The following is a 17,992-nucleotide window of genomic DNA, read 5'->3' as shown; positions in this document are numbered from 1 at the left end:
CGAAAAGTGCCTACACTCGGTGATGCTTCGTTGAAAAGCGCCTGGATGGCCAGCCCCGTCGCAATGCTCATTTACCACTCGTAAACTCGCTCGCGAGCCCGGTCCGCTTCCTCAGCGCTTTTCGCCTCGCCTGACCATCGCTCGGCGACTTTTCGTACAGGGCCTAGTGCGGGGCCATGCGCAGCGCACCGTCGAGACGGATCACCTCGCCGTTGAGCATGGGATTCTCGATGATGTGGCGGACCAGGGCGGCGAATTCCTCGCCGCGACCGAGGCGCGGCGGAAAGGGCACGTTGGCGGCCAGGGCCTCGCGCACCTCGGGGGTCATGCCGGCCATCATGGGCGTCTCGAATACACCCGGCGCTATGGTCATGACCCGGATGCCCTGCCCGGCCAGTTCGCGCGCCGCCGGCAGGGTGAGCGCGGCGACGCCCCCCTTGGAGGCGGCATAGGCGGCCTGGCCGATCTGGCCGTCGAAGGCGGCGATGGAGGCGGTGTTGATGATCACGCCGCGTTCGCCGCCGGCATCGGCCTCGCCCTGGGCCATGGCCGCGGCGGCCAGGCGCAGCACATTGAAGCTGCCCACCAGGTTGACGTTGATGATGCGCGCGAAGGCGGCGAGATCGTGGGGGCCGTTGCGCCCGAGGATGCGTGCGCCGCCAACGATGCCGGCGCAATTGATCGCCCCCTGCAGACCGCCCCAGCGGGCCAGGAGGGTATCCATGGCAGCGCTCAGGGCCTCGGCATCGGTCACGTCCACGGCGAGCGCCAAGGCCCGGTCGCCGAGGCGTTCGGCCTGGGCCTGCACGGCGTCGGCCTGCAGATCCAGCAGTGCCACCCGGGCGCCTGCCGCGATCAGCGCCGCGGCGGTGGCGGCGCCAAGGCCGGATCCGGCGCCGGTTACCAGAAAGGTGTGCTCGTCGATGCGCATGGGCGGGCTCTCCAGGATGATGGACTCATCTTCGATCCTCGACAGAGGTCGGACAAGGGCCGGATCGCTCAGCCGCACTGAGCGATCCGGCCCCCTGCTCACCAGGGCAGGGCCTGGCCCTGGTAGTCGAGAAAGGCACAGCCGCGCTGGCCGGCCCGTGCCTCGATCGTCGCTACCAGACCGGCCACGCTAGCGGCCACCTCGACCGGCGCGCCTACCCCGCCCAAGGCGGTACGCACCCAACCCGGGTGCAGCGCAAGCACGGCGAAGGCCGGTTGCTGCCCGGCGACCCAGCTTTGCAGCAGGCTATTGAGCGCCGCCTTGCTGGCGCCATAGAGCGGCATGTCGGCGGCCCGTGCCAGGCTGACGCTGCCCATCTGCGAACTCAGGCAGGCCGCCACTCCCGCCGCAGCCATCCGCGGCGCCAGGGCCTCCAGCAGCCGCAGCGGCGCCACGGCATTGGTCAGGAACAGCTCGCCCAGCTCCGCGGGGGTCGCCCGCTGCCCCTCCACCTCGTGCGGCCCCATGATGCCGGCATTGACGATCAGCCGATCCAGCGACTCATCGCGGCTTTCACTCAGTAGTCGCGTGCCCAGCTCGGGATCGCAGAGATCGCCGGTCACCACCCGCAGCCGTCCCGCGGTGGTCGCCGCCAGGGCGTCCAGCGCCGCATTCGGTGTTCGTACCAGCGCCAGCACCTGGTCGCCACGACCCAGGTAGCGCTCGACCAGCCCCAGTCCTATGCCCCGCGAGGCGCCTATCACCCAGACCTTCATCGCCTTCTCCTCAGTCCACCGCTGTGATGCGCAGATGCCGCTTCTTGCCCAGACTTACCCGTCGACCGACGTCGCTCGCCGTGAGCCGCACATCGGGATCGGATACGGGCAGTTCGTCCAGGCGCAGGCCACCGCCTTCCGCCAGTCGGCGGACCGCACTGCGCGACGGCTGCACACCGGTCTGCACCAGCAGCTCGACCAGGCTGACACCCCCATCGAGCTGCTGGCGGCTCAGGGCGAGCGTCGGCAAGCGACCACCGCCGTCCCGGTCGGCGAAGACCTCGGCGGCCGCCGCCTCGGCCGCGCGCTGGGCGGCCTCGCCGTGGGCCAGGCGGGTCGCCTCGTTGGCCAGCACGGTCTTGGCCAGATTGATCTCCGCGCCGCCCAGGGCCGCCAGCCGCCGTACCTCGTCCAGCGGCAGCTCGGTAAACAGCGCCAGGAAACGCTCGACGTCGGCATCGTCGCAGTTGCGCCAGAATTGCCAGAAGTCGAAGGCCGACAGCCGCTCCTCGTTGAGCCAGACCGCGCCCTGAGCCGACTTGCCCATCTTGCGGCCGTCACGGGTGGCCAGCAGTGGCATGGTCAGGCCATGGAGCTGAGGGCCACCCTGCCGGCGTGACAGCTCCACGCCATTGATGATGTTGGCCCACTGGTCCGCGCCGCCCAGTTGCAGGGTGCAGCCGTAACGGCGCGACAACTCGACGAAGTCGTAGGCCTGCAGCAGGGTGTAGCCGAATTCCTCGAAGGACAGCGAGTGCTCGCGATCAAGGCGATTCCTGATGGCATCGAAGGTCAGCAGTCGATTGATGGAAAAGTGCCGACCCACGGCGCCGAGGAAATTCAGGTAGCCGAGGCCGTCGAGCCATTCGGCGTTGTCCACCACCTGGGCGCGACCGTGGCCATCGCCGACCTCCAGGTAGCGGTGGAAGGCCTTGGCGATGCCCGCCATGTTCAGGGCGATCTGGCCGTCGGTGAGCACCGGGCGGCTGCTGTCGCGAAAGCTGGGATCGCCGATGCGGGTGGTGGCGCCGCCGATCAGTAGCAGGATGGGATGGCCGGCGCGCTGCAGCCAGCGCATCAGCATCAGGCCCTGCAGATGGCCGACGTGGAGGCTGTCGGCGGTGGCGTCGAAGCCGAGATAGCCGGTCACCGGGCCGCTGGCAAAGGCGCGGGCGAGGCCGTCACGGTCAGTGGTCTGATGGACGAAGCCGCGGGCTTCGAGGGTGGCGAGCAGGTCTTGCGTGGTGCTGTCCATGGGGTCTCCTGTGGCTGGACGGTGCCTGGGAGACCGGGAGAAGTTGCCTTGACCGAGCCGCCCTGGGCGATTCGGTCATGCAGCGCAGTACCTACCACCCGATATTGGTCAGGTAGGAGTAATAGGCGCTGATGGGGCAAAGGAAGGTTCGCATGGGGCGCCACGCTACCCACTCGCCCGCCGCTTGGCAACTGCGAACCGCTCGCACTGCCGCTTCGACCAGATGTCGCACCTCCTCTGCCGGCGGCTGAACGAACGGCGACAGTGGCGTTCCGAGTCCTGTCCTTTGCCAGCAGTATCGAGACGCAGAGATGAACCTACCCGCTCCACCCCCCGAGATCCCCAGCACCGGCATGGCAGTCCCAGGCGTACCTGGACAAGGAACAGCCCTTGCGTGAGAGGATCTCCCCGATGAAAAGCATTACCCCGGCCAACCTGCTGTTGCTGCTGCTCTGCCTCACGGTGCTGGCCTACGCCACCGATCTGATCGGCTAGACGGCATCGGCCTGGCGGCTGGCTCTGCGGCCTGACGGTTGCTCTCCGCCGTCTCTTGGCCTAGCGTTCAGGCCCTGTCCGTAAGAGAACTACCGCGCCATGCCCAGCCAACCCTCCAGCACCGTCGAAAGCGTCGAGCTGCTGACGTCCCTGGATTCCGTCGCGGCGCTCCTGCGCGTGGTCTGCGACATCAGCGGCCTCGGGGTCGCCACCGTGGCCGAGGTCACCGAGCAGCGCTGGATCGCCTGCGCGGTGGAGGATCGCATCGCCTTCGGCCTGCAACCCGGCGCCGAACTGGATCTCGAATCCACCCTGTGCAATCACGTGCGCTCCTCCCACGACGCCGTGATCATCAGCGATGTGACCCAGAACCCTACTTACTGCGACCATCCGGCGCCCGGCCTCTATGGCTGGAAGAGCTATCTGTCGGTGCCGGTGTTCCGGCCCAATGGCACCTTCTTCGGCACGCTGTGCGCCTTCGATCCCCAGCCCGCACCGCGGCTGGAGCAGCGCCCGGTGATCGACACCCTGGACGGCTTCGCCCGTCTGCTGGGGGAATTGCTCGCCCGGGAAGAACAGCGTCGCGAGGCGAGCCCCGGCGCGCGTGGCGACCTCGATCTCACACCGCTGCGCGAGCAACTGCTGGTGCTGCTGGAAGAAGACCTGCAGCGTCCGCTCCAGGCGCTGGCCGCGCAGGACCTGCCCACGAGCGCCGCACAAGCCGAGCCCTGGCAGGCCGAGGCCCGGCGCCTGGCTGAACGCAGCGCTGCGGCCGCCGATTTCGTCCGTGTGCGTCTCGGCCACGGCCTGCCGCTGAAACTGAACTTGGTGGAGGGCGTCAACGAGCGTCTGACCAACCTGCTCGCCACGCTGCAGGCCCGTTTTCCCGACCAGACCCTAGGCAGCGAGCTGCCGGAGTTACCCGCCGCCGTGCGCCTCGACCTGCCGCGTCTGCTGCAGGCCGTGGCCGCGCTGCTGGAGTGGGCCGCGTCCCGCAATCCTGCCGGCGGCACCCTGCTGCTGCGCGGCGAGCTCGACGAACGCTGCTATCGCCTCGCCGTGGAAAGCCGCACCGCCGTGGTGGATCCCGGCAGCCTGAGCCAGGTGTTCCAGCCGGCGCTGATCCAGGCCAAAGCTGAACTGCCCGCCCGCCTGGAGCTGAGCCTCTACCTCGCCCAGGAAGTCGCCCGCGGCCATGGCGGCAGCCTGATCGCGCGGCTGGATGACGGCCGCCTGCGTTTCCTTCTCACCCTACCCACGGCCCTGGACTGATGCCCTTGCCCTTCCCCGCTCCCTTGCTGGTGATCCGTCACGGCGAAACCGACTGGAATGCCAGCGGCCGCCTGCAGGGTCGCCAGGACATACCGCTCAACGCCCGTGGCCGGGCCCAGGCCGAGGCCGTGGGCCTGGCCCTGCGCGAACGCCTCGACGTCGCTCGCTTCACCTGCCTGAGCAGTCCGCTGCAACGCGCCAGCGAAACCCTCGATCTGATCCTGGCGCAGCTGCCCGGTGCGCCGCTCAGCCTTGGCCGCGATGCGCGTCTGGCGGAAAAGGCCTTTGGTGACTGGGAAGGCCTGGACATGCCGACCATCGCCCAGCGCTATCCCGAGCAGCACGCCCGGCGCATGGCCGAGCCCTATACCTTTAGGGTGCCCGGTGGCGAAAGCTATGCCGATGCCGCCGAACGGGTGCGCCCCCTGCTGGAGGAACTCCAGGGTCCCACCCTGCTGGTGGCCCATGGCGCCCTGATCCGCAGCCTGCTGGTGGCCCTCGGCCTGGCCAGCCCGGAGGTGGCGACCCGGATGGTCATCCACCAGGGCCGCTGGCTGGAGCTGGATGCGGCCGGTTATGCGTGGTACAGCGCCCCCGGCTGGGACGCCTAGCCTTAACTCAGCCGGCGGGCGAACTGGCTGACCGCGCCCACCACCTGGCGGGCGCCCTCCTGGATCTCGGTGATGCGCACCCCGGCGTTGCTGGCCAGGTGCAGCCCCTGCTCCGCCTGCTGCCGGCTGGCGGCCATGTTGCTGACCGCCGTCTGCGCCAGTTGCTGGTTCTGCTGCACCACGCCGACGATCTCCTCGGTGGCCTTGCTGGTGCGCCCGGCCAGTTGCCGGACCTCGTCCGCCACCACCGCGAAGCCGCGCCCCTGCTCGCCGGCCCGGGCGGCTTCGATGGCGGCGTTGAGCGCCAGCAGATTGGTCTGCTCGGCGATGCCGCTGATGGTCTTGACGATGGCGCTGATCACCAGCGACTGCTTGCCGAGGTCCTCGATGCCATTGGCGGCGACCTGGATCTCGTCGGCGATGCGGGTCATCACCGCGACCGTGTCCTGCACCACCGCCGCGCCCTGGCGGGCGCTTTCGTCGGTGGTCTGGGAGATGTCGAAGGCGACCCGCGCGGCCTCGGCCACCGCCAGTTCCTGTTCCACCTGATCGGTGATGACGGTGGCGAACTTGATGACCTTGTACAGCTCGCCACGGGTGTTGAGTACCGGGTTGTATGAGGCTTCCAGCCAGACGGTACGGCCATGGCTGTCGATGCGCTTGAAGCGGCTGGCCACGTAGTCGCCGCGATTGAGCCGTTCCCAGAAGGCGCGATAGTCGGCCGACTCAGCCTCTTCACGGCTGCAGAACATCCGGTGGTGCTTGCCGACGATCTGCGCCAGCGAATAGCCCATGCCCTGCAGGAAGCGCTCGTTGGCGGTCAGCACCTCGCCGGACAGGTTGAATTCGATCACCGCGGTGGATCTCAGCAGCGCATTGATGATGCCCGAGTGTTCGGTGGAGGTCTCCACCTGCTCGGTACGGTCATAGGCATAGCAGCGGATCTGCTTGACCTGGCCCTGGCTATCGCGCACTGGCGTCCAGATCGCATAGAGCCAGGCGACGCCGCCCGTTCCGCGCAGCAGTCGATAGATGCCACTGGCCTGGCGGCCTTCGCTGAAGCTGCGTTTCAGGTCGCCGTAGCAGACCAGCTTCTTCACGTAGTCCGGAATGATGTCGTCCAGATTGCGCCCGGTCAGACTGCCGGGGGCGTAGCCCAGGCAGAGCGCGAAGTTCTCGTTGAAATCCTCGATCCGGCCTTGGGCGTCCAGCAGCAGATGCAGCGAATCCTGATGGAAGGCCGCGCTCACCTGGCGGTGCTCGGACAGTTCGGCTTCGAGATCGGCGATGCGACGTTTGAGTGCGGCGTTGAACATGGGATCACCCAGGAAAGTTGTGTCTTTCTCTGGTTCGACGCGCCGCGGGATTTCTTGACCGGGTGCTGATGAACGCCTGACTCCCGAGCCGGCAACAACAGCGCCGATCGCGCGCCCGGCCTGACATTGGAGGGAAAACCCGAGCGGCTCTAGCCTGCCGCTGCCGCTTCGATGATGACGTCCGGCAGCGCCGGACCAGAGTGCCGGCGATCCGTTACCCGACCGCTCAGCGAAGCGACAGGCGGTAGGTCAGATCGCCGCGGCCAAGGGCTCCGGCAGGGTCTGGCGTGGCTGGCCTTCCAAGCGCCGCGCCAGGGCGCCGAGGTCGATCAGGGTCGCCTGGCGACTGTTGCCCGGAGCCCCTACCCCTACCCAGCTCTGCGCCCGCTGCGCCGGCACCGCGCCGCCCTCCCCGGGCAGTTGCCAGCTGCGCGCCAGGGCATCGGCGCGCAATTCGGTAAAGGCCTCGATGGCTTCCGCCCGCTGCACCACGAAGCCCAGGCGCTGGCGCTGCCCCTCCACCACGATCACCTGATCGCCGGGGCCGGGCGCGACCGCCACCGCGCCGGCGAGGGTGCGCAGGCACACCAGGGTGATCTGCTGGCCGCGGACCTCCATCACCCCCAGCAGCCGCGGATCCCGCTGACCGAGGCGCAGGAAGTGCGCCGGCAGCGGCAGGACCTCGGCCACCTGCTCCAGCGGTACGGCGAACAGCAGTTCGGCGAGAAAGGTCAGGCACGGCTGACGTCGCACCTGGCGGCGCTCTTCGCGCAACAGGTCGCGATCGGTGCGATAGATCCGCGCATAGGCGACCGCCGCCTCCTGGCACCCCAGGGCCAGGTGATCGATCACGATCGCCGCCTCGCCATCAGCGGCGCTGAATACCCCACGCAACAGCCCCGGCTGCTCCAGGCCAAAGCCCAGCAGTGGCGCGCATTGCGCCGGATCCCGGCGCCACATGCCGAGCAGCCGCTGGAAGCCGAAGGCGACCCGATACTGACCCTGGTCGCCCGCCGCCAGCACCAGCAGCTGCTCATGGTGACCGTTCGCCGGCGTGGCCAGGCCGAGCAGCTCAGACAGCTCCAGCACCGGCAGGGCCTGGCCCCGCAGCTGCACCTGGTGGCGACAGCTGTCGCTGGCGAATTCGCTGGGGGTCAGTTGCGGTCGATCCACCAGCTCCTGCACCACCGCCGCGTCCAGGCACAGGCGGCGCCCGTCGCACTCGAACAGCAGATAGAGGCGCTCCCCTTCCTTGCCGCGGGCAACCTGCTGCCGCGTCGACGGCACGTCGGCACTGACCTCGAAGCCCGGCAAGGCGGCCAGGGCGTCTAGGTCCAGCAGGTGCACCAGCCGACCGCTGTCCGGGCGCAGGTACACCCGCCCCAGCAGGCGTCCAGGCGCCCCATGCAACCGTACGATGACGTCATCCGCCAGACCGAGGAGATCCACCACGCCATCGATGGCCAGGCCGAAGCGTCCACCGCCCTGGCGGATCACGGCGATCCGCCGCTCGCCCTCGCCCGCCGGCAGCCCCAGCAGGCGATGACCGTCCACCAGCGGCAGCGGCTGGCCGCCCAGCTCGAAGAGGCCGAGCAGCCAGGGCACCGGACTCGGATGAGGGGCCAGGCGCTCCGGCCAGGGCACCACGCGTTCCAGGGCCTGGGCGGACAGGGCGACTTCCAGTTCGCCGATCCGCACGACGCCCTGGATCGCGGTCACGATCGCGCTCCCCCGGTCACCGGCGTGAGCGTGGTGGCCGCGTCCAGCTCCTGGATCAGTTGATTGACCCGCGCCGCATCCTCGAGCTGGGCCGCGGTGGAGCCGTTGATGGCCTCAATGGACTGCTGGGTCTTGCCCACCCCTTCGGCGATCAGGCCAAAGGCCTCGCCCACGCTGCGCGAGATCTCGCTGCCCTGGGCGATGCTCTTGACCGACTCCAGGATCAGCTTGTTGATCTCCTTGGTCGCCTGGGACGACTTCTCGGCCAGCTTGCGCACCTCGTCGGCCACCACCGAGAAGCCCAGTCCGTGTTCGCCGGCGCGGGCCGCCTCGATGGCGGCGTTGAAGGCCAGCATGTTGGTTTGGTTGGCGATGTCGCTGATCACCTGAACGATGTCCTGGATGCCCCCGGCGGTGGTGCCTATGGCCTCCATGGCATCCAGCGAGCGGCCCAGGGTCAGGGAGCCGCGCTCGGCTTCCTCCAGGGTGCGTCGAGCCATGCGGTTGGCGTCGTCGGTGGTCTCGGCGATCTGGTTGATGGAGCGGGTCAGGGCATGCAGCGAGAGATTCATCTGCTCGATCTTCTGCCGCAGGTGCTGCTCCAGCTCCACCTGGCGGGTGATATCGGTGGCGAACTTCACCACCTTGTGCACCTGACCGTCGGCGTCGAAGATGGGGTTGTAGGTGGCCTGGATCCAGATGCGCTGGCCGAACTTGCTCAGCCGCATGAAGCGTCCGCCAAACACCTCGCCCTGGGCCAGCCGCGCCCAGAACTCGCGGTATTCGCCGGAGGCGACGTGTTCCGCCTCGCAGAAGATGCGGTGATGCTGCCCGCGGATCTCTTCCAGGCGATAACCCAGGGTCGCCAGGAAGTTGCGGTTGGCTTCGAGGATCTTGCCGGTCAGGTCGAATTCGATCACCGCCTGGCCGCGGTCGACGGCCGCCACCTTGCCCGCATAGTCGCTGTTGCGAATCTGGCTCTCGGTGATGTCCACGGCGAACTTCACCACCTTGCACGGCTTGCCGTCGGCGTCGAAGATCGGGTTGTAGGTGGCCTGGATCCAGATCTCCTCGCCCCGGCTGTTGCGTCTCTTGTACACCCCGGCGTCGAATTCGCCCCGCGCCAATTTATCCCAGAACAGCCGGTACTCCGCGGAACGGGCATAGTCGTCGGGACAGAAGATGCGGTGATGCTTGCCCACCACTTCATCGGCCTGGTAACCCAGGGCCAGCAGGAAGTTGCGGTTGGCGGTGATTACCGTGCCGTCGAGGGAGAATTCGGCGATGGCCTGGGAGCGGTCGATGGCCGCCACCTTGCCTTCGTAGTCGCTGTTGCGCAGCTGACTCTCGGTGACGTCGCTGGCGAACTTGACCACCTTGTACGGCTTGCCCTCGGCATCGAGGATGGGGTTGTAGGTGGCCTGGATCCACACCTGGCGGCCGTCGCTGGCGCGTCTCTTGTACAGCCCGGTATCGAAGTCGCCGCGGCCGAGCTTCTCCCAGAACAGCCGATAGCCCGGCGAGCGGGCGTGCTCGGGTTCGCAGAAGATCCGGTGATGCTTGCCGCGCACCTCGTCCAGGCTGTAACCCATGGCCGACAGGAAATTCTCGTTGGCGGTCAGGATATTGCCGTGCAGATCGAATTCGATCACCGCCTGGGCACGATCGATGGCGGCCATCTTGCCTTCGAACTCCGCGGCCTGCAGTTGCGCATCGGTGACATCGGTGGCGAACTTCACCACCTTGTAGGGCCGACCGTCGCTGTCGAGGATGGGGTTGTAGGTGGCCTGGATCCAGATCGGCCGGCCATCGCGGCGGATGCGCTTGTAGACGCCGGTATCGAAAACGCCCTGCCCCAGGCGATTCCACAGCAGGGCGTATTCCGCCGAACGCGCATAGTCGGCCGGGCACATCAGGCTGTGATGACGCCCGCGCAGCTCGTCCAGCGCATAGCCGGTCATGCCAAGGAAATTGTCGTTGGCCCAGAGCACGTTGCCCTGCAGATCGAATTCGATCACCGCCTGGGAACGATGGATGGCCTCGATCTTGCCCTCGTACTCGACCGCCTGCAGGCGCGCCTCGGTAATGTCGGTGGCGAACTTGATGATGCGCTGCGGGCGCCCTTGCGCATCCAGCAACGGATTGTAGGTGGCGCGGATCCACTTCAGGCTGCCGTCCTTGTGCCTGCGGCGATAGACGCCGCTATGGAATTCGCCGCGCCCCAGCGTTGCCCAGAAGTCCTGATAGTCGTCGCTTTCCGCTACCCCGGGCGGGCAGAACAGCCGGTGATGCCGCCCACTGATCTCCTCGAGACGATAGCCGAAGGTCTCCAGGAAGTTGTCGTTGGCGTGCAGCACATTGCCCTGCAGATCGAATTCGATCACCGCCAGGGAGCGGTCCAGCGCCTGGCGCAGCACGTGATAGGCAGAGGCATCGTCAACAGCGGCGAATTCGGCAGTGGCGGAGGACATGGGACAGCTCCAGGAAAGGACTCGGCGATCAGGTTATCGGCAATCGCGATAACAGTTTTAATACCGCCTATCCTAGAGATGTTTTGCACTAGCGGATCGCCAGTAGTCGTCCGATGAACGACCTTAAGTTTTCCATCTAGGTTCAGACCACCAGCTTGGTGCCTATGACCAGCAGCATGACCGCCAGGCAGGGCCGCAGGACAGCGTCCGGTACCCGTCCGGAGAGATGACTGCCCAGGAAGATGCCCGGCAGCGAACCCAGCAACAGAAAGCCCAGGACATGCCAGTCCAGATTGCCCAGGCCGGCGTGTCCCAGCCCTGCCACCAGTGTCAGGGGGACCGCATGGGCGATCTCGGTGCCGACCAGACGCCGCGTCGCCATCAGCGGATAGAGCAGAAAGAGCGCCACCGTACCCAGGGCACCCGCGCCGATGGAGGTCAGGGTCACCATGAAGCCCAGTACCGCGCCGGTCAGGACCGTCAGGGCATTGAGCCGCCCGGCGCTCAGGTGGAATCTGTCGCCGGCATGGCGGCTGGCAAAGACGAAGATCTGCTTTTTGAACAGGATGGCCAGGGCCGTCAGCAGCAACACGATGCCGAGGGCATGCTTGATCAGTGTATTGGTCGCCTGCTGATCACCGGGTAGCAGGGCCAGGGCGAGCAGCGTCAGGGCCGCCGCGGGCACGCTGCCGGCGGCCAGCCAACCGGTCACCTTCCAGTCGATGTTGCTATTGCGCTGGTGGACGAAGACGCCGCCCGCCTTGGTGATAGCGGCATAGAGCAGATCGGTCCCCACCGCTGCGGCCGGATTGATCCCGAACCAGAGCAGGATGGGCGTCATCAGCGAGCCACCGCCCACCCCTGTCATGCCGACGATGAAGCCAACCACCAGCCCCGCGACCACGAAGCCCATCGACCCTACTTCCATTACAGCCCCAATTGCCGTTGTCGGCTCATCTTGCGGCCGCACAGGATAACCACTCAGGTTATGCCGACCTATATGAAAAGAGTCTTTGCTTATAACCGAAAACGCTAAACCAGGGGATCATCGGCCCTGGTGGGCATTCAGATAGGCCGCCACCTCGTCGTCGCCATAGCCGGCGCGCCGCGCATGGGTTTCGATGGCGGCGCGACAGGCAGGGTCGGTGATGGTCGCTGGTAGGGTGGACCCGCACGGCGTCAGGGCCGCCTGGGCCAGGAAGCTCGCGAGATCCTGCTTGTGTTCGTCGGCGACGGGATGGGTACCCGTGGTGGGTGCATGGGCCGCTACCGGCGGCGTGGTGGTGGCCACCACGGCCGGCTCGCTGCCGGTCGAGTCGCTGCGATGGGTAGTGGCCACCGCGGCGATCACCAGCAGGCCGAAACCTGCGGTCAGCACCAGCAACTTGCGCGTCGAATTCCCGCTCATGATCTGTTCTTCCCTCTATAAAGCTGACATCTCGGACCTGAAAACGACATGAGCTGCCGAAAGTCCGACTTTTGACCAATCAAGTCAGACAATATTTTTCCCACCTGTGTTCAGTCGAAGCTCCCCCATGCCACACTCCGAAGCGTCAGGAGATAGGAGCGGCTCATGCAGCAGAAGGATTTCATCGGGCCCCGCCTGCGCCAGCTCAGTGCGGATCTCTCGCTCGCCGATCGGCTGGCGGAGAGCGCCCAGGTCGATCTCAACGCCGATCTCAAGCGCCGGGTTCGCGAAGACCTGGAACAGGCGCTGCGCGAAGTGGGTCAGCTCAGCGAAGAACAGACGCTCTGGCTGAACTGGGCGAACAGCTAGCCTTGATGCGACTGGTGTCGTCGCGCTGTAACGAGCGGTTGCTATCTGTAGCGGCATCTACCTTCTGGAGCCCAGCATGAAAGCGGAATACGAAATCAGTGACGACATCGCCCAGTTCGTGGGCGGCGCCTTGATCAGCCTGGTCCTGATCAGTGGCGGAGCCCTCGGCGGCGCCTTCTTCCTGCTGACCTCAACACTCAACTGACCGTTGGTCGCCACCTCCCGCCTGATCCGCCCCGAGGCGCGGCCGTCCTTGACCGGCTGCGCGGCCAGCGGCGCCGCCGCCACTCGTCCGGGCTCTCCAGGCAGCTTGCATTACCCGCCCAGCGCATTATCTTGAAAGTGCCAATAACAATTAGTGCATACGGCAAGAGGTCGGATCATGCGAACCCAATTGACCCGCTCGATCACTCTGTTCGATAGCGCCATCGATCAGTCCGCCACGGCAGGCTCGCCGCCGCCCGTGTGCCACAGGCGCACCGCGCAACGCTGGACCCGGGCCCTGCTGTTCGGCACTTCGCTGGCCTTCGCCCTCTGCGCGCCGCTGCTGCGGCATCTGCACTGAGGTCCGGCGCAGGCGCTTGCGATCCTCTGGCCGCCCGCTAAATCGCGGGCACAAAAAAACCGGCACTGGGCCGGTCTTTTGCTGTGCATCTTGATTGGTGCGGACGGAGAGACTCGAACTCTCACACCTTGCGGCGCCAGAACCTAAATCTGGTGTGTCTACCAATTCCACCACGTCCGCGAGACGCTTGAAACACGAACGCCAGACACAAGGTCTGGCGTTCGCTAAATATGGGGTGGACGATGGGAATCGAACCCACGACACCAGGAGCCACAATCCTGTGCTCTACCAACTGAGCTACGCCCACCATATCTTACCTGCTTGCCGTCGCCGAACCGCCAGTGGCGCGCCCGGCAGGACTCGAACCTGCGACCATCCGCTTAGAAGGCGGATGCTCTATCCAGCTGAGCTACGGGCGCCTGTTACGGCAGCTGCCCTAGCAGAGACTTCCTTGGTGAGAAGCCTCTTGCCTGGCCCTTGTCAGTGACTTGGGCTGTGCTCGGCAAGCGGGGCGAATGTTATAAAGCTCGTGCAGGTCCGTCAACTAATTTTTTAAAAATTTTTAAGCAGAAGAATGAGTTAGCCGCCGCAGAGGCTTCTCTGTTGCGAGCGGGCCCGTCCATGCGAAAATAGCCGACCCTTTTCCGTCACCACCAGAAATCGCCCATGACCGCCCAACTGATCGACGGCAAGTCCATTGCCGCCCGCCTGCGCCAGGATATTGCCCAGCGAGTCTCTCAACGTCGTAGCGCCGGACTGCGCGCCCCTGGCCTCGCCGTCATCCTGGTCGGCGACGATCCCGCCTCGCGCGTCTATGTGGCGCACAAGCGCAAGGACTGCGAAGAGGTCGGTTTCGACTCCTATGCCCATGACCTGCCGGCCACTACCAGCCAGGCCGAGCTGGAAGCCCTGATCGATCGTCTGAATGACGACACCGGCGTCGACGGCATCCTGCTGCAACTGCCCCTCCCCGCCCACCTGGACGCCACCGGGTTGCTGGAGCGCATCCGCACCGACAAGGACGTGGACGGCTTCCACCCCTACAATTTGGGCCGGCTGGCGCAGCGCAATCCCCAGCTGCGCCCCTGCACGCCCAAGGGCATCATGACCCTGCTGCACAGCACCGGCGTCGACCTCTATGGTCTGGATGCGGTGGTCGTCGGCGCCTCCAATATCGTCGGCCGCCCCATGGCGCTGGAATTGCTGCTGGCCGGCTGCACCACCACCGTGACCCACAGGTTCACCCGCTCCCTCGAGCACCATGTCAGCCAGGCCGACCTGGTGGTGGTTGCCGTGGGCAAGCCCGGACTGGTCAAGGGTGAATGGATCAAGCCCGGCGCCATCGTCATCGACGTCGGCATCAATCGTCAGGCCGATGGCCGCCTGGTCGGCGACGTCGAATACGAAAGCGCCTGCGAACGCGCCAGCTGGATCACCCCGGTCCCGGGTGGCGTCGGCCCCATGACGCGGGCCTGCCTGCTGGAGAACACGCTGTACGCGGCCGAGCAGCTGCACAGCTAGCAAAACGGGCCCCGCGGGGCCCGTTCTTCATTCGGCCAACCCTCAGGGCAGCCAGGACTTCACGCGATCCGGATGGGCAGCGATCCAGGCCTTGGCGGCCTCTTCCGGCTTCTTGCCCTCTTCCACGGCCAGCATCACCTCGTTCACCTCACCCGGCTGCCAGGCGAATTTCTTCAGGAAATCCCAGACCGGCTTGGCCTTGGCTTCCAGGGCCGGGTTGGCCACGGTGTCCACATGCTCGGAGCCACCGAACACGCCCTTGGGATCTTCGAGGAACTTGAGCTTCCACTTGGCGAACATCCAGTGCGGTACCCAGCCCGTCACCACGACCGGCTTCTGGTCCTTTTCCGCCCGGGTCAGCTCGGCGATCATGCCGCTGCCCGAACTGGCCACCAGCTTGTAGTCCAGGCCGTAATCCTTGATCGCCTGGTCGGCCTTGAGCATGACCCCGGCACCGGCGTCGATACCGACGATCCGGCCGCCGAAGTCGGCCTTCTGCGCCTGCAGATCGGCGATGCTGTTGGCCTTGACGTACTCCGGCACGATCAGACCGATCTTGGCATCGGGGGTATTGACGTTCAGATCGACCACCTGGTCCTTCATCTTCTCGTAGTAGGCGCCGTGGGTGACCGGCAACCAGGCGGAGAGCATGGCGTCGAGCTTGCCGCGCGCGACCCCCTGCCACATGATGCCGGCGGCGACCGGCATGAGCTTGACCTCATAGCCCAGATTCTGGCGGATCACTTCAGCTGCGGTATGGGTCGTGGCCACGCTATCGGCCCAGCCATCGACATAGCCGATGGTGATTTCCGGCTTGGCCGCCTGGGCCAGGCTCATGGCCGAGGTCAGCGCAACACCGAGTCCTAGTCCCAACAGTTTCTTCACCATGCTCATGCAGCAGTCCTCTCGCTATGGAAGTCGGGCGGTTGCCCCACCCCCATCATTCGGGCAATGCAAGATGGCCACTACCGCCTGGACGACGCATAACGACCGGTTAGCGACAAGAGCTGCACTTTTCGCGACATCCGATGTCGCTTGACGCAGCCCGTCGACCGCTCTGTAATCGACGCCTCGCAGAAACCTTCGCTTGCCGATGCAACCTATCGGCGAGTCGTTGTCTTACCTACGCTCTCAAGCCCTCTGAAAGGACTCTGTCCATGCGTCTTCCGTTGCGCGTCGCCGCCCTGCTGGGCGCGCTGTTTTCCGGCCTCTGGGGTACCGCGCACGCGGCCGCCGAAGTGGATGCCGCCACCTATGGCTATCCACTGGTCAATCCTTTCGAAGCCACCATCGTCACCACGCCGGAAAAATTCCGCCCCGAGCTGCCGCCCGAAAGCACCATCGACCAGGATGACTACAGTCTCAACCTGCGTCCGGAGCGGGAATACCAGCTGCCCGGCAACTTCTGGCCGGTGAAGAAATTCCACTACCGCCTCGCCCGCCAGGACCATCCGGCGCCGCTGATCTTCCTGATCGCCGGCACCGGGGCCAACTACTCTTCCAGCACCCAGGAATACCTCAAGCGGCTGTATTACGCGGCCGGCTACCACGTGGTGCAGCTGTCCTCGCCCACCAGCTGGGACTTCATGGTGTCGGTGTCGCGCACCGCCACCCCGGGCTACACCCCGCACGATGCCGAGGACCTCTATCGGGCCATGCAGGCGGTGTGCGCCCAGCATCCCAAGCTGCCCGTCACCGACTACTACCTGACCGGCTACAGCCTAGGCGGCCTGGACGCCGCCTTCGTCTCCTACCTGGACGAAAGCCAGCGCAGCTTCAATTTCAAGAAGGTGCTGATGGTCAATCCGCCGGTCAATCTGCTTACCTCGGTACGCAACCTGGATCGCCTGGTGCAGACCGAGGTGAAGGGCGTCACCAACAACCGCACCTTCTACGAGCTGATCCTGTCCAAGCTGACCCGCTACTTCCAGGAAAAGGGCTACGTCGACTTCAACGACGCCGTGGTGCGCGACTTCCAGCGCTCGCCGGAGCGGCTGAGCAACGAAGAACTGGCCATGCTGATCGGCTCGTCCTTCCGCTTCTCGGCAGCCGACATCGCCTTTACCTCCGACCTGATCAACCGTCGCGGCCTGATCACCCCGCCGACCTACCCGATCAGCGAGGGCACCAGCCTGACGCGCTTCTTCGCCCGTTCGCTGCAGTGCGATTTCGACTGCTACATGACCGAGCAGGTGATGCCGTTCTGGCAAAAGAACTTCAAGGGGCAGAACCTCGACGATCTGGCGCGCAAGTCCAGCCTCACCGCGCTGGAAGACTATCTGAAGAGCAGCCCGAAGATCGGCGTCATGCACAATGCCGACGACATCATCCTCGGCCCGGGCGACCTCGGTTTCCTGCGCAAGACCTTTGGCGATCGCTTGACCGTCTATCCCCACGGCGGCCATTGCGGCAATCTCAACTACCGCGTCAACGCGAACGCCATGCTGGAGTTCTTCGCCCGTGGTTAAGTCCCTGCTCGCTCTTCTCCTGATGGCCAGTGCCTCGGTATTTGCTGCCGAATCGAGCCCGCCGCCCTCCTCCTCCCTGACCATCGGCTCGGACACCATGCCGGCCGCGCCCGTGGGCGCCGACGGCTTCAGCAATCCGCTGTCGACCCTCAAGTACAACCCGGGGCTGGACCAGCGCGAATTCGAACGGGCGTCACTGGTGGCGCTGGACGTCTACGACCCCTTCGAATCCTGGAACCGCCACGTCTACCACTTCAACTATCGGCTGGACGAGTGGGTCCTGCTGCCGGTGGTCAATGGCTATCGCTATATCACCCCGCGCTTCGTCCGCTCGGGCGTGAGCAACTTCTTCAGCAACCTGGGCGACGTCAACAACCTGCTCAACAGCCTGCTGCAGTTCAAGGGCCGCCGCGCCCTGGACACCACCGGCCGGCTGCTGCTCAACACCACCGTGGGGGTGTTCGGCCTGTGGGATCCGGCGACCCGCGTCGGGCTGATCAAGCAGCCGGAAGACTTCGGCCAGACCCTGGGCTTCTATGGCGTGGGTGACGGTCCCTTCCTGATGCTGCCGATCCTCGGCCCGTCCAACCTGCGCGACACCGGTGGCCTGGCGGTGGACTTCGCCGCCGAGGCGCAGATCAACTTCCTCAACGTCAGCGACGAGAGCAGTCGTCATCCGGAGATCATGGTGCTGCGCGGCATCAACCTCAGGTACGTGACCGACATGAGATACGGCCAGCTCAACTCGCCCTTCGAGTACGAGAAGATCCGCTACTTCTACACCAAGGCGCGGGAACTGCAGATCGCCGAATAAG

At 65.9% G+C, this 17,992-nt stretch carries 15 protein-coding genes, 3 tRNA genes and 4 pseudogenes; 8 read left to right on the top strand and 14 right to left on the bottom strand.

The genetic code is table 11. The annotated features are described in order from the left end of the window. Window positions 1-163: 163 nt before the first annotated feature. From QKY98_RS21365 to tyrS, 3 genes are all read right to left on the bottom strand, one after another. Window positions 164-931, bottom strand: coding sequence for an SDR family NAD(P)-dependent oxidoreductase (locus QKY98_RS21365; protein ID WP_284671549.1), 768 nt, complete (start codon window positions 929-931; stop codon window positions 164-166). 98 nt (window positions 932-1,029) lie between these two features. After that, complete coding sequence (locus tag QKY98_RS21360) at window positions 1,030-1,707, bottom strand: SDR family NAD(P)-dependent oxidoreductase (protein ID WP_108581977.1); 678 nt, start codon at window positions 1,705-1,707, stop codon at window positions 1,030-1,032. A 10-nt stretch (window positions 1,708-1,717) separates the two neighbouring features. Next, the gene (gene tyrS / locus QKY98_RS21355) at window positions 1,718-2,962 is read right to left on the bottom strand and encodes a tyrosine--tRNA ligase (RefSeq protein ID WP_284671548.1); all 1,245 of its coding nucleotides are present in this window, start codon (window positions 2,960-2,962) and stop codon (window positions 1,718-1,720) included. A gap of 594 nt (window positions 2,963-3,556) precedes the next feature. Between tyrS and QKY98_RS21350 the strand changes: the two genes are divergently transcribed. Together QKY98_RS21350 and QKY98_RS21345 are read left to right on the top strand one after the other, a co-directional pair. After that, window positions 3,557-4,729 (top strand): GAF domain-containing protein, encoded by a 1,173-nt coding sequence (locus tag QKY98_RS21350; RefSeq protein ID WP_284671547.1) that lies wholly within the window; start codon window positions 3,557-3,559, stop codon window positions 4,727-4,729. Between the two features lie 5 nt (window positions 4,730-4,734). Beyond that, window positions 4,735-5,340, top strand: coding sequence for a histidine phosphatase family protein (locus QKY98_RS21345; protein ID WP_186380396.1), 606 nt, complete (start codon window positions 4,735-4,737; stop codon window positions 5,338-5,340). A 2-nt stretch (window positions 5,341-5,342) separates the two neighbouring features. Here the strand turns inward: QKY98_RS21345 and QKY98_RS24095 are convergent. The 7 genes and pseudogenes from QKY98_RS24095 to QKY98_RS21320 all read right to left on the bottom strand — a co-directional run. After that, window positions 5,343-5,780, bottom strand: a pseudogene (locus QKY98_RS24095) (methyl-accepting chemotaxis protein); the annotation flags it as partial. A 105-nt stretch (window positions 5,781-5,885) separates the two neighbouring features. Then, window positions 5,886-6,656 (bottom strand): annotated as a pseudogene (locus QKY98_RS24090) (PAS domain-containing protein); the annotation flags it as partial. A 249-nt stretch (window positions 6,657-6,905) separates the two neighbouring features. Next, window positions 6,906-8,375 carry a chemotaxis protein CheW gene (locus QKY98_RS21335; RefSeq protein ID WP_044341325.1) on the bottom strand — a complete coding sequence of 490 codons (1,470 nt, stop codon included), beginning with the start codon at window positions 8,373-8,375 and terminating at the stop codon, window positions 6,906-6,908. Further along, window positions 8,372-8,818: pseudogene (locus tag QKY98_RS24085) on the bottom strand (methyl-accepting chemotaxis protein); the annotation flags it as partial. The gene QKY98_RS21335 and the pseudogene QKY98_RS24085, both read right to left, overlap by 4 nt. A gap of 159 nt (window positions 8,819-8,977) precedes the next feature. Continuing rightward, window positions 8,978-10,846, bottom strand: a pseudogene (locus tag QKY98_RS21330) (PAS domain-containing protein); the annotation flags it as partial. A gap of 142 nt (window positions 10,847-10,988) precedes the next feature. Further along, window positions 10,989-11,774 carry a sulfite exporter TauE/SafE family protein gene (locus QKY98_RS21325; RefSeq protein WP_027597679.1) on the bottom strand — a complete coding sequence of 262 codons (786 nt, stop codon included), beginning with the start codon at window positions 11,772-11,774 and terminating at the stop codon, window positions 10,989-10,991. A gap of 117 nt (window positions 11,775-11,891) precedes the next feature. After that, window positions 11,892-12,254, bottom strand: a complete 363-nt coding sequence (locus tag QKY98_RS21320) for a hypothetical protein (RefSeq protein WP_007162187.1) — start codon at window positions 12,252-12,254, stop codon at window positions 11,892-11,894. A 165-nt stretch (window positions 12,255-12,419) separates the two neighbouring features. Between QKY98_RS21320 and QKY98_RS21315 the strand changes: the two genes are divergently transcribed. The 3 genes from QKY98_RS21315 to QKY98_RS21305 all read left to right on the top strand — a co-directional run bounded on the left by QKY98_RS21315 (window position 12,420) and on the right by QKY98_RS21305 (window position 13,188). After that, on the top strand, window positions 12,420-12,623 hold the full coding sequence (locus QKY98_RS21315; RefSeq protein WP_007162186.1) for a hypothetical protein: 204 nt from the start codon (window positions 12,420-12,422) through the stop codon (window positions 12,621-12,623). A gap of 76 nt (window positions 12,624-12,699) precedes the next feature. Continuing rightward, window positions 12,700-12,828: a hypothetical protein gene (locus tag QKY98_RS21310; RefSeq protein WP_007162185.1), complete on the top strand. Its 129-nt coding sequence runs from the start codon at window positions 12,700-12,702 to the stop codon at window positions 12,826-12,828. Window positions 12,829-13,005: 177 nt separating this feature from the next. Further along, on the top strand, window positions 13,006-13,188 hold the full coding sequence (locus QKY98_RS21305) for a hypothetical protein (RefSeq protein ID WP_007162184.1): 183 nt from the start codon (window positions 13,006-13,008) through the stop codon (window positions 13,186-13,188). A gap of 95 nt (window positions 13,189-13,283) precedes the next feature. On the opposite strand, the gene QKY98_RS21300 is transcribed toward QKY98_RS21305, so the two are convergent. The 3 genes from QKY98_RS21300 to QKY98_RS21290 form a co-directional block, all read right to left on the bottom strand. Continuing rightward, window positions 13,284-13,368, bottom strand: a tRNA-Leu gene (locus QKY98_RS21300). A 51-nt stretch (window positions 13,369-13,419) separates the two neighbouring features. Continuing rightward, a tRNA-His gene (locus tag QKY98_RS21295) sits at window positions 13,420-13,495 on the bottom strand. 35 nt (window positions 13,496-13,530) lie between these two features. Next, window positions 13,531-13,607, bottom strand: a tRNA-Arg gene (locus tag QKY98_RS21290). 247 nt (window positions 13,608-13,854) lie between these two features. Between QKY98_RS21290 and folD the strand changes: the two genes are divergently transcribed. After that, window positions 13,855-14,709, top strand: a complete 855-nt coding sequence (gene folD / locus QKY98_RS21285) for a bifunctional methylenetetrahydrofolate dehydrogenase/methenyltetrahydrofolate cyclohydrolase FolD (RefSeq protein ID WP_007162183.1) — start codon at window positions 13,855-13,857, stop codon at window positions 14,707-14,709. 42 nt (window positions 14,710-14,751) lie between these two features. Here folD and QKY98_RS21280 read toward each other — a convergent pair whose 3' ends face one another. Beyond that, window positions 14,752-15,597, bottom strand: coding sequence for a glycine betaine ABC transporter substrate-binding protein (locus QKY98_RS21280; protein WP_502945097.1), 846 nt, complete (start codon window positions 15,595-15,597; stop codon window positions 14,752-14,754). A gap of 269 nt (window positions 15,598-15,866) precedes the next feature. On the opposite strand from QKY98_RS21280, the gene mlaY reads away from it, so the two are divergent. Further along, complete coding sequence (mlaY, locus tag QKY98_RS21275) at window positions 15,867-17,177, top strand: lipid asymmetry maintenance lipase MlaY (RefSeq protein ID WP_284671545.1); 1,311 nt, start codon at window positions 15,867-15,869, stop codon at window positions 17,175-17,177. A 97-nt stretch (window positions 17,178-17,274) separates the two neighbouring features. After that, on the top strand, window positions 17,275-17,991 hold the full coding sequence (locus QKY98_RS21270; protein ID WP_223855461.1) for an MlaA family lipoprotein: 717 nt from the start codon (window positions 17,275-17,277) through the stop codon (window positions 17,989-17,991). Window position 17,992 lies beyond the last annotated feature (1 nt).

Origin of the sequence: Pseudomonas sp. HR1, assembly GCF_030175875.1 — a bacterium.
In the GTDB taxonomy this organism is placed as follows: domain Bacteria; phylum Pseudomonadota; class Gammaproteobacteria; order Pseudomonadales; family Pseudomonadaceae; genus Chryseomonas; species Chryseomonas oryzihabitans.
Note: the sequence above shows the minus strand (reverse complement) of the source record. Positions and strands in the feature narration are given on the sequence as shown.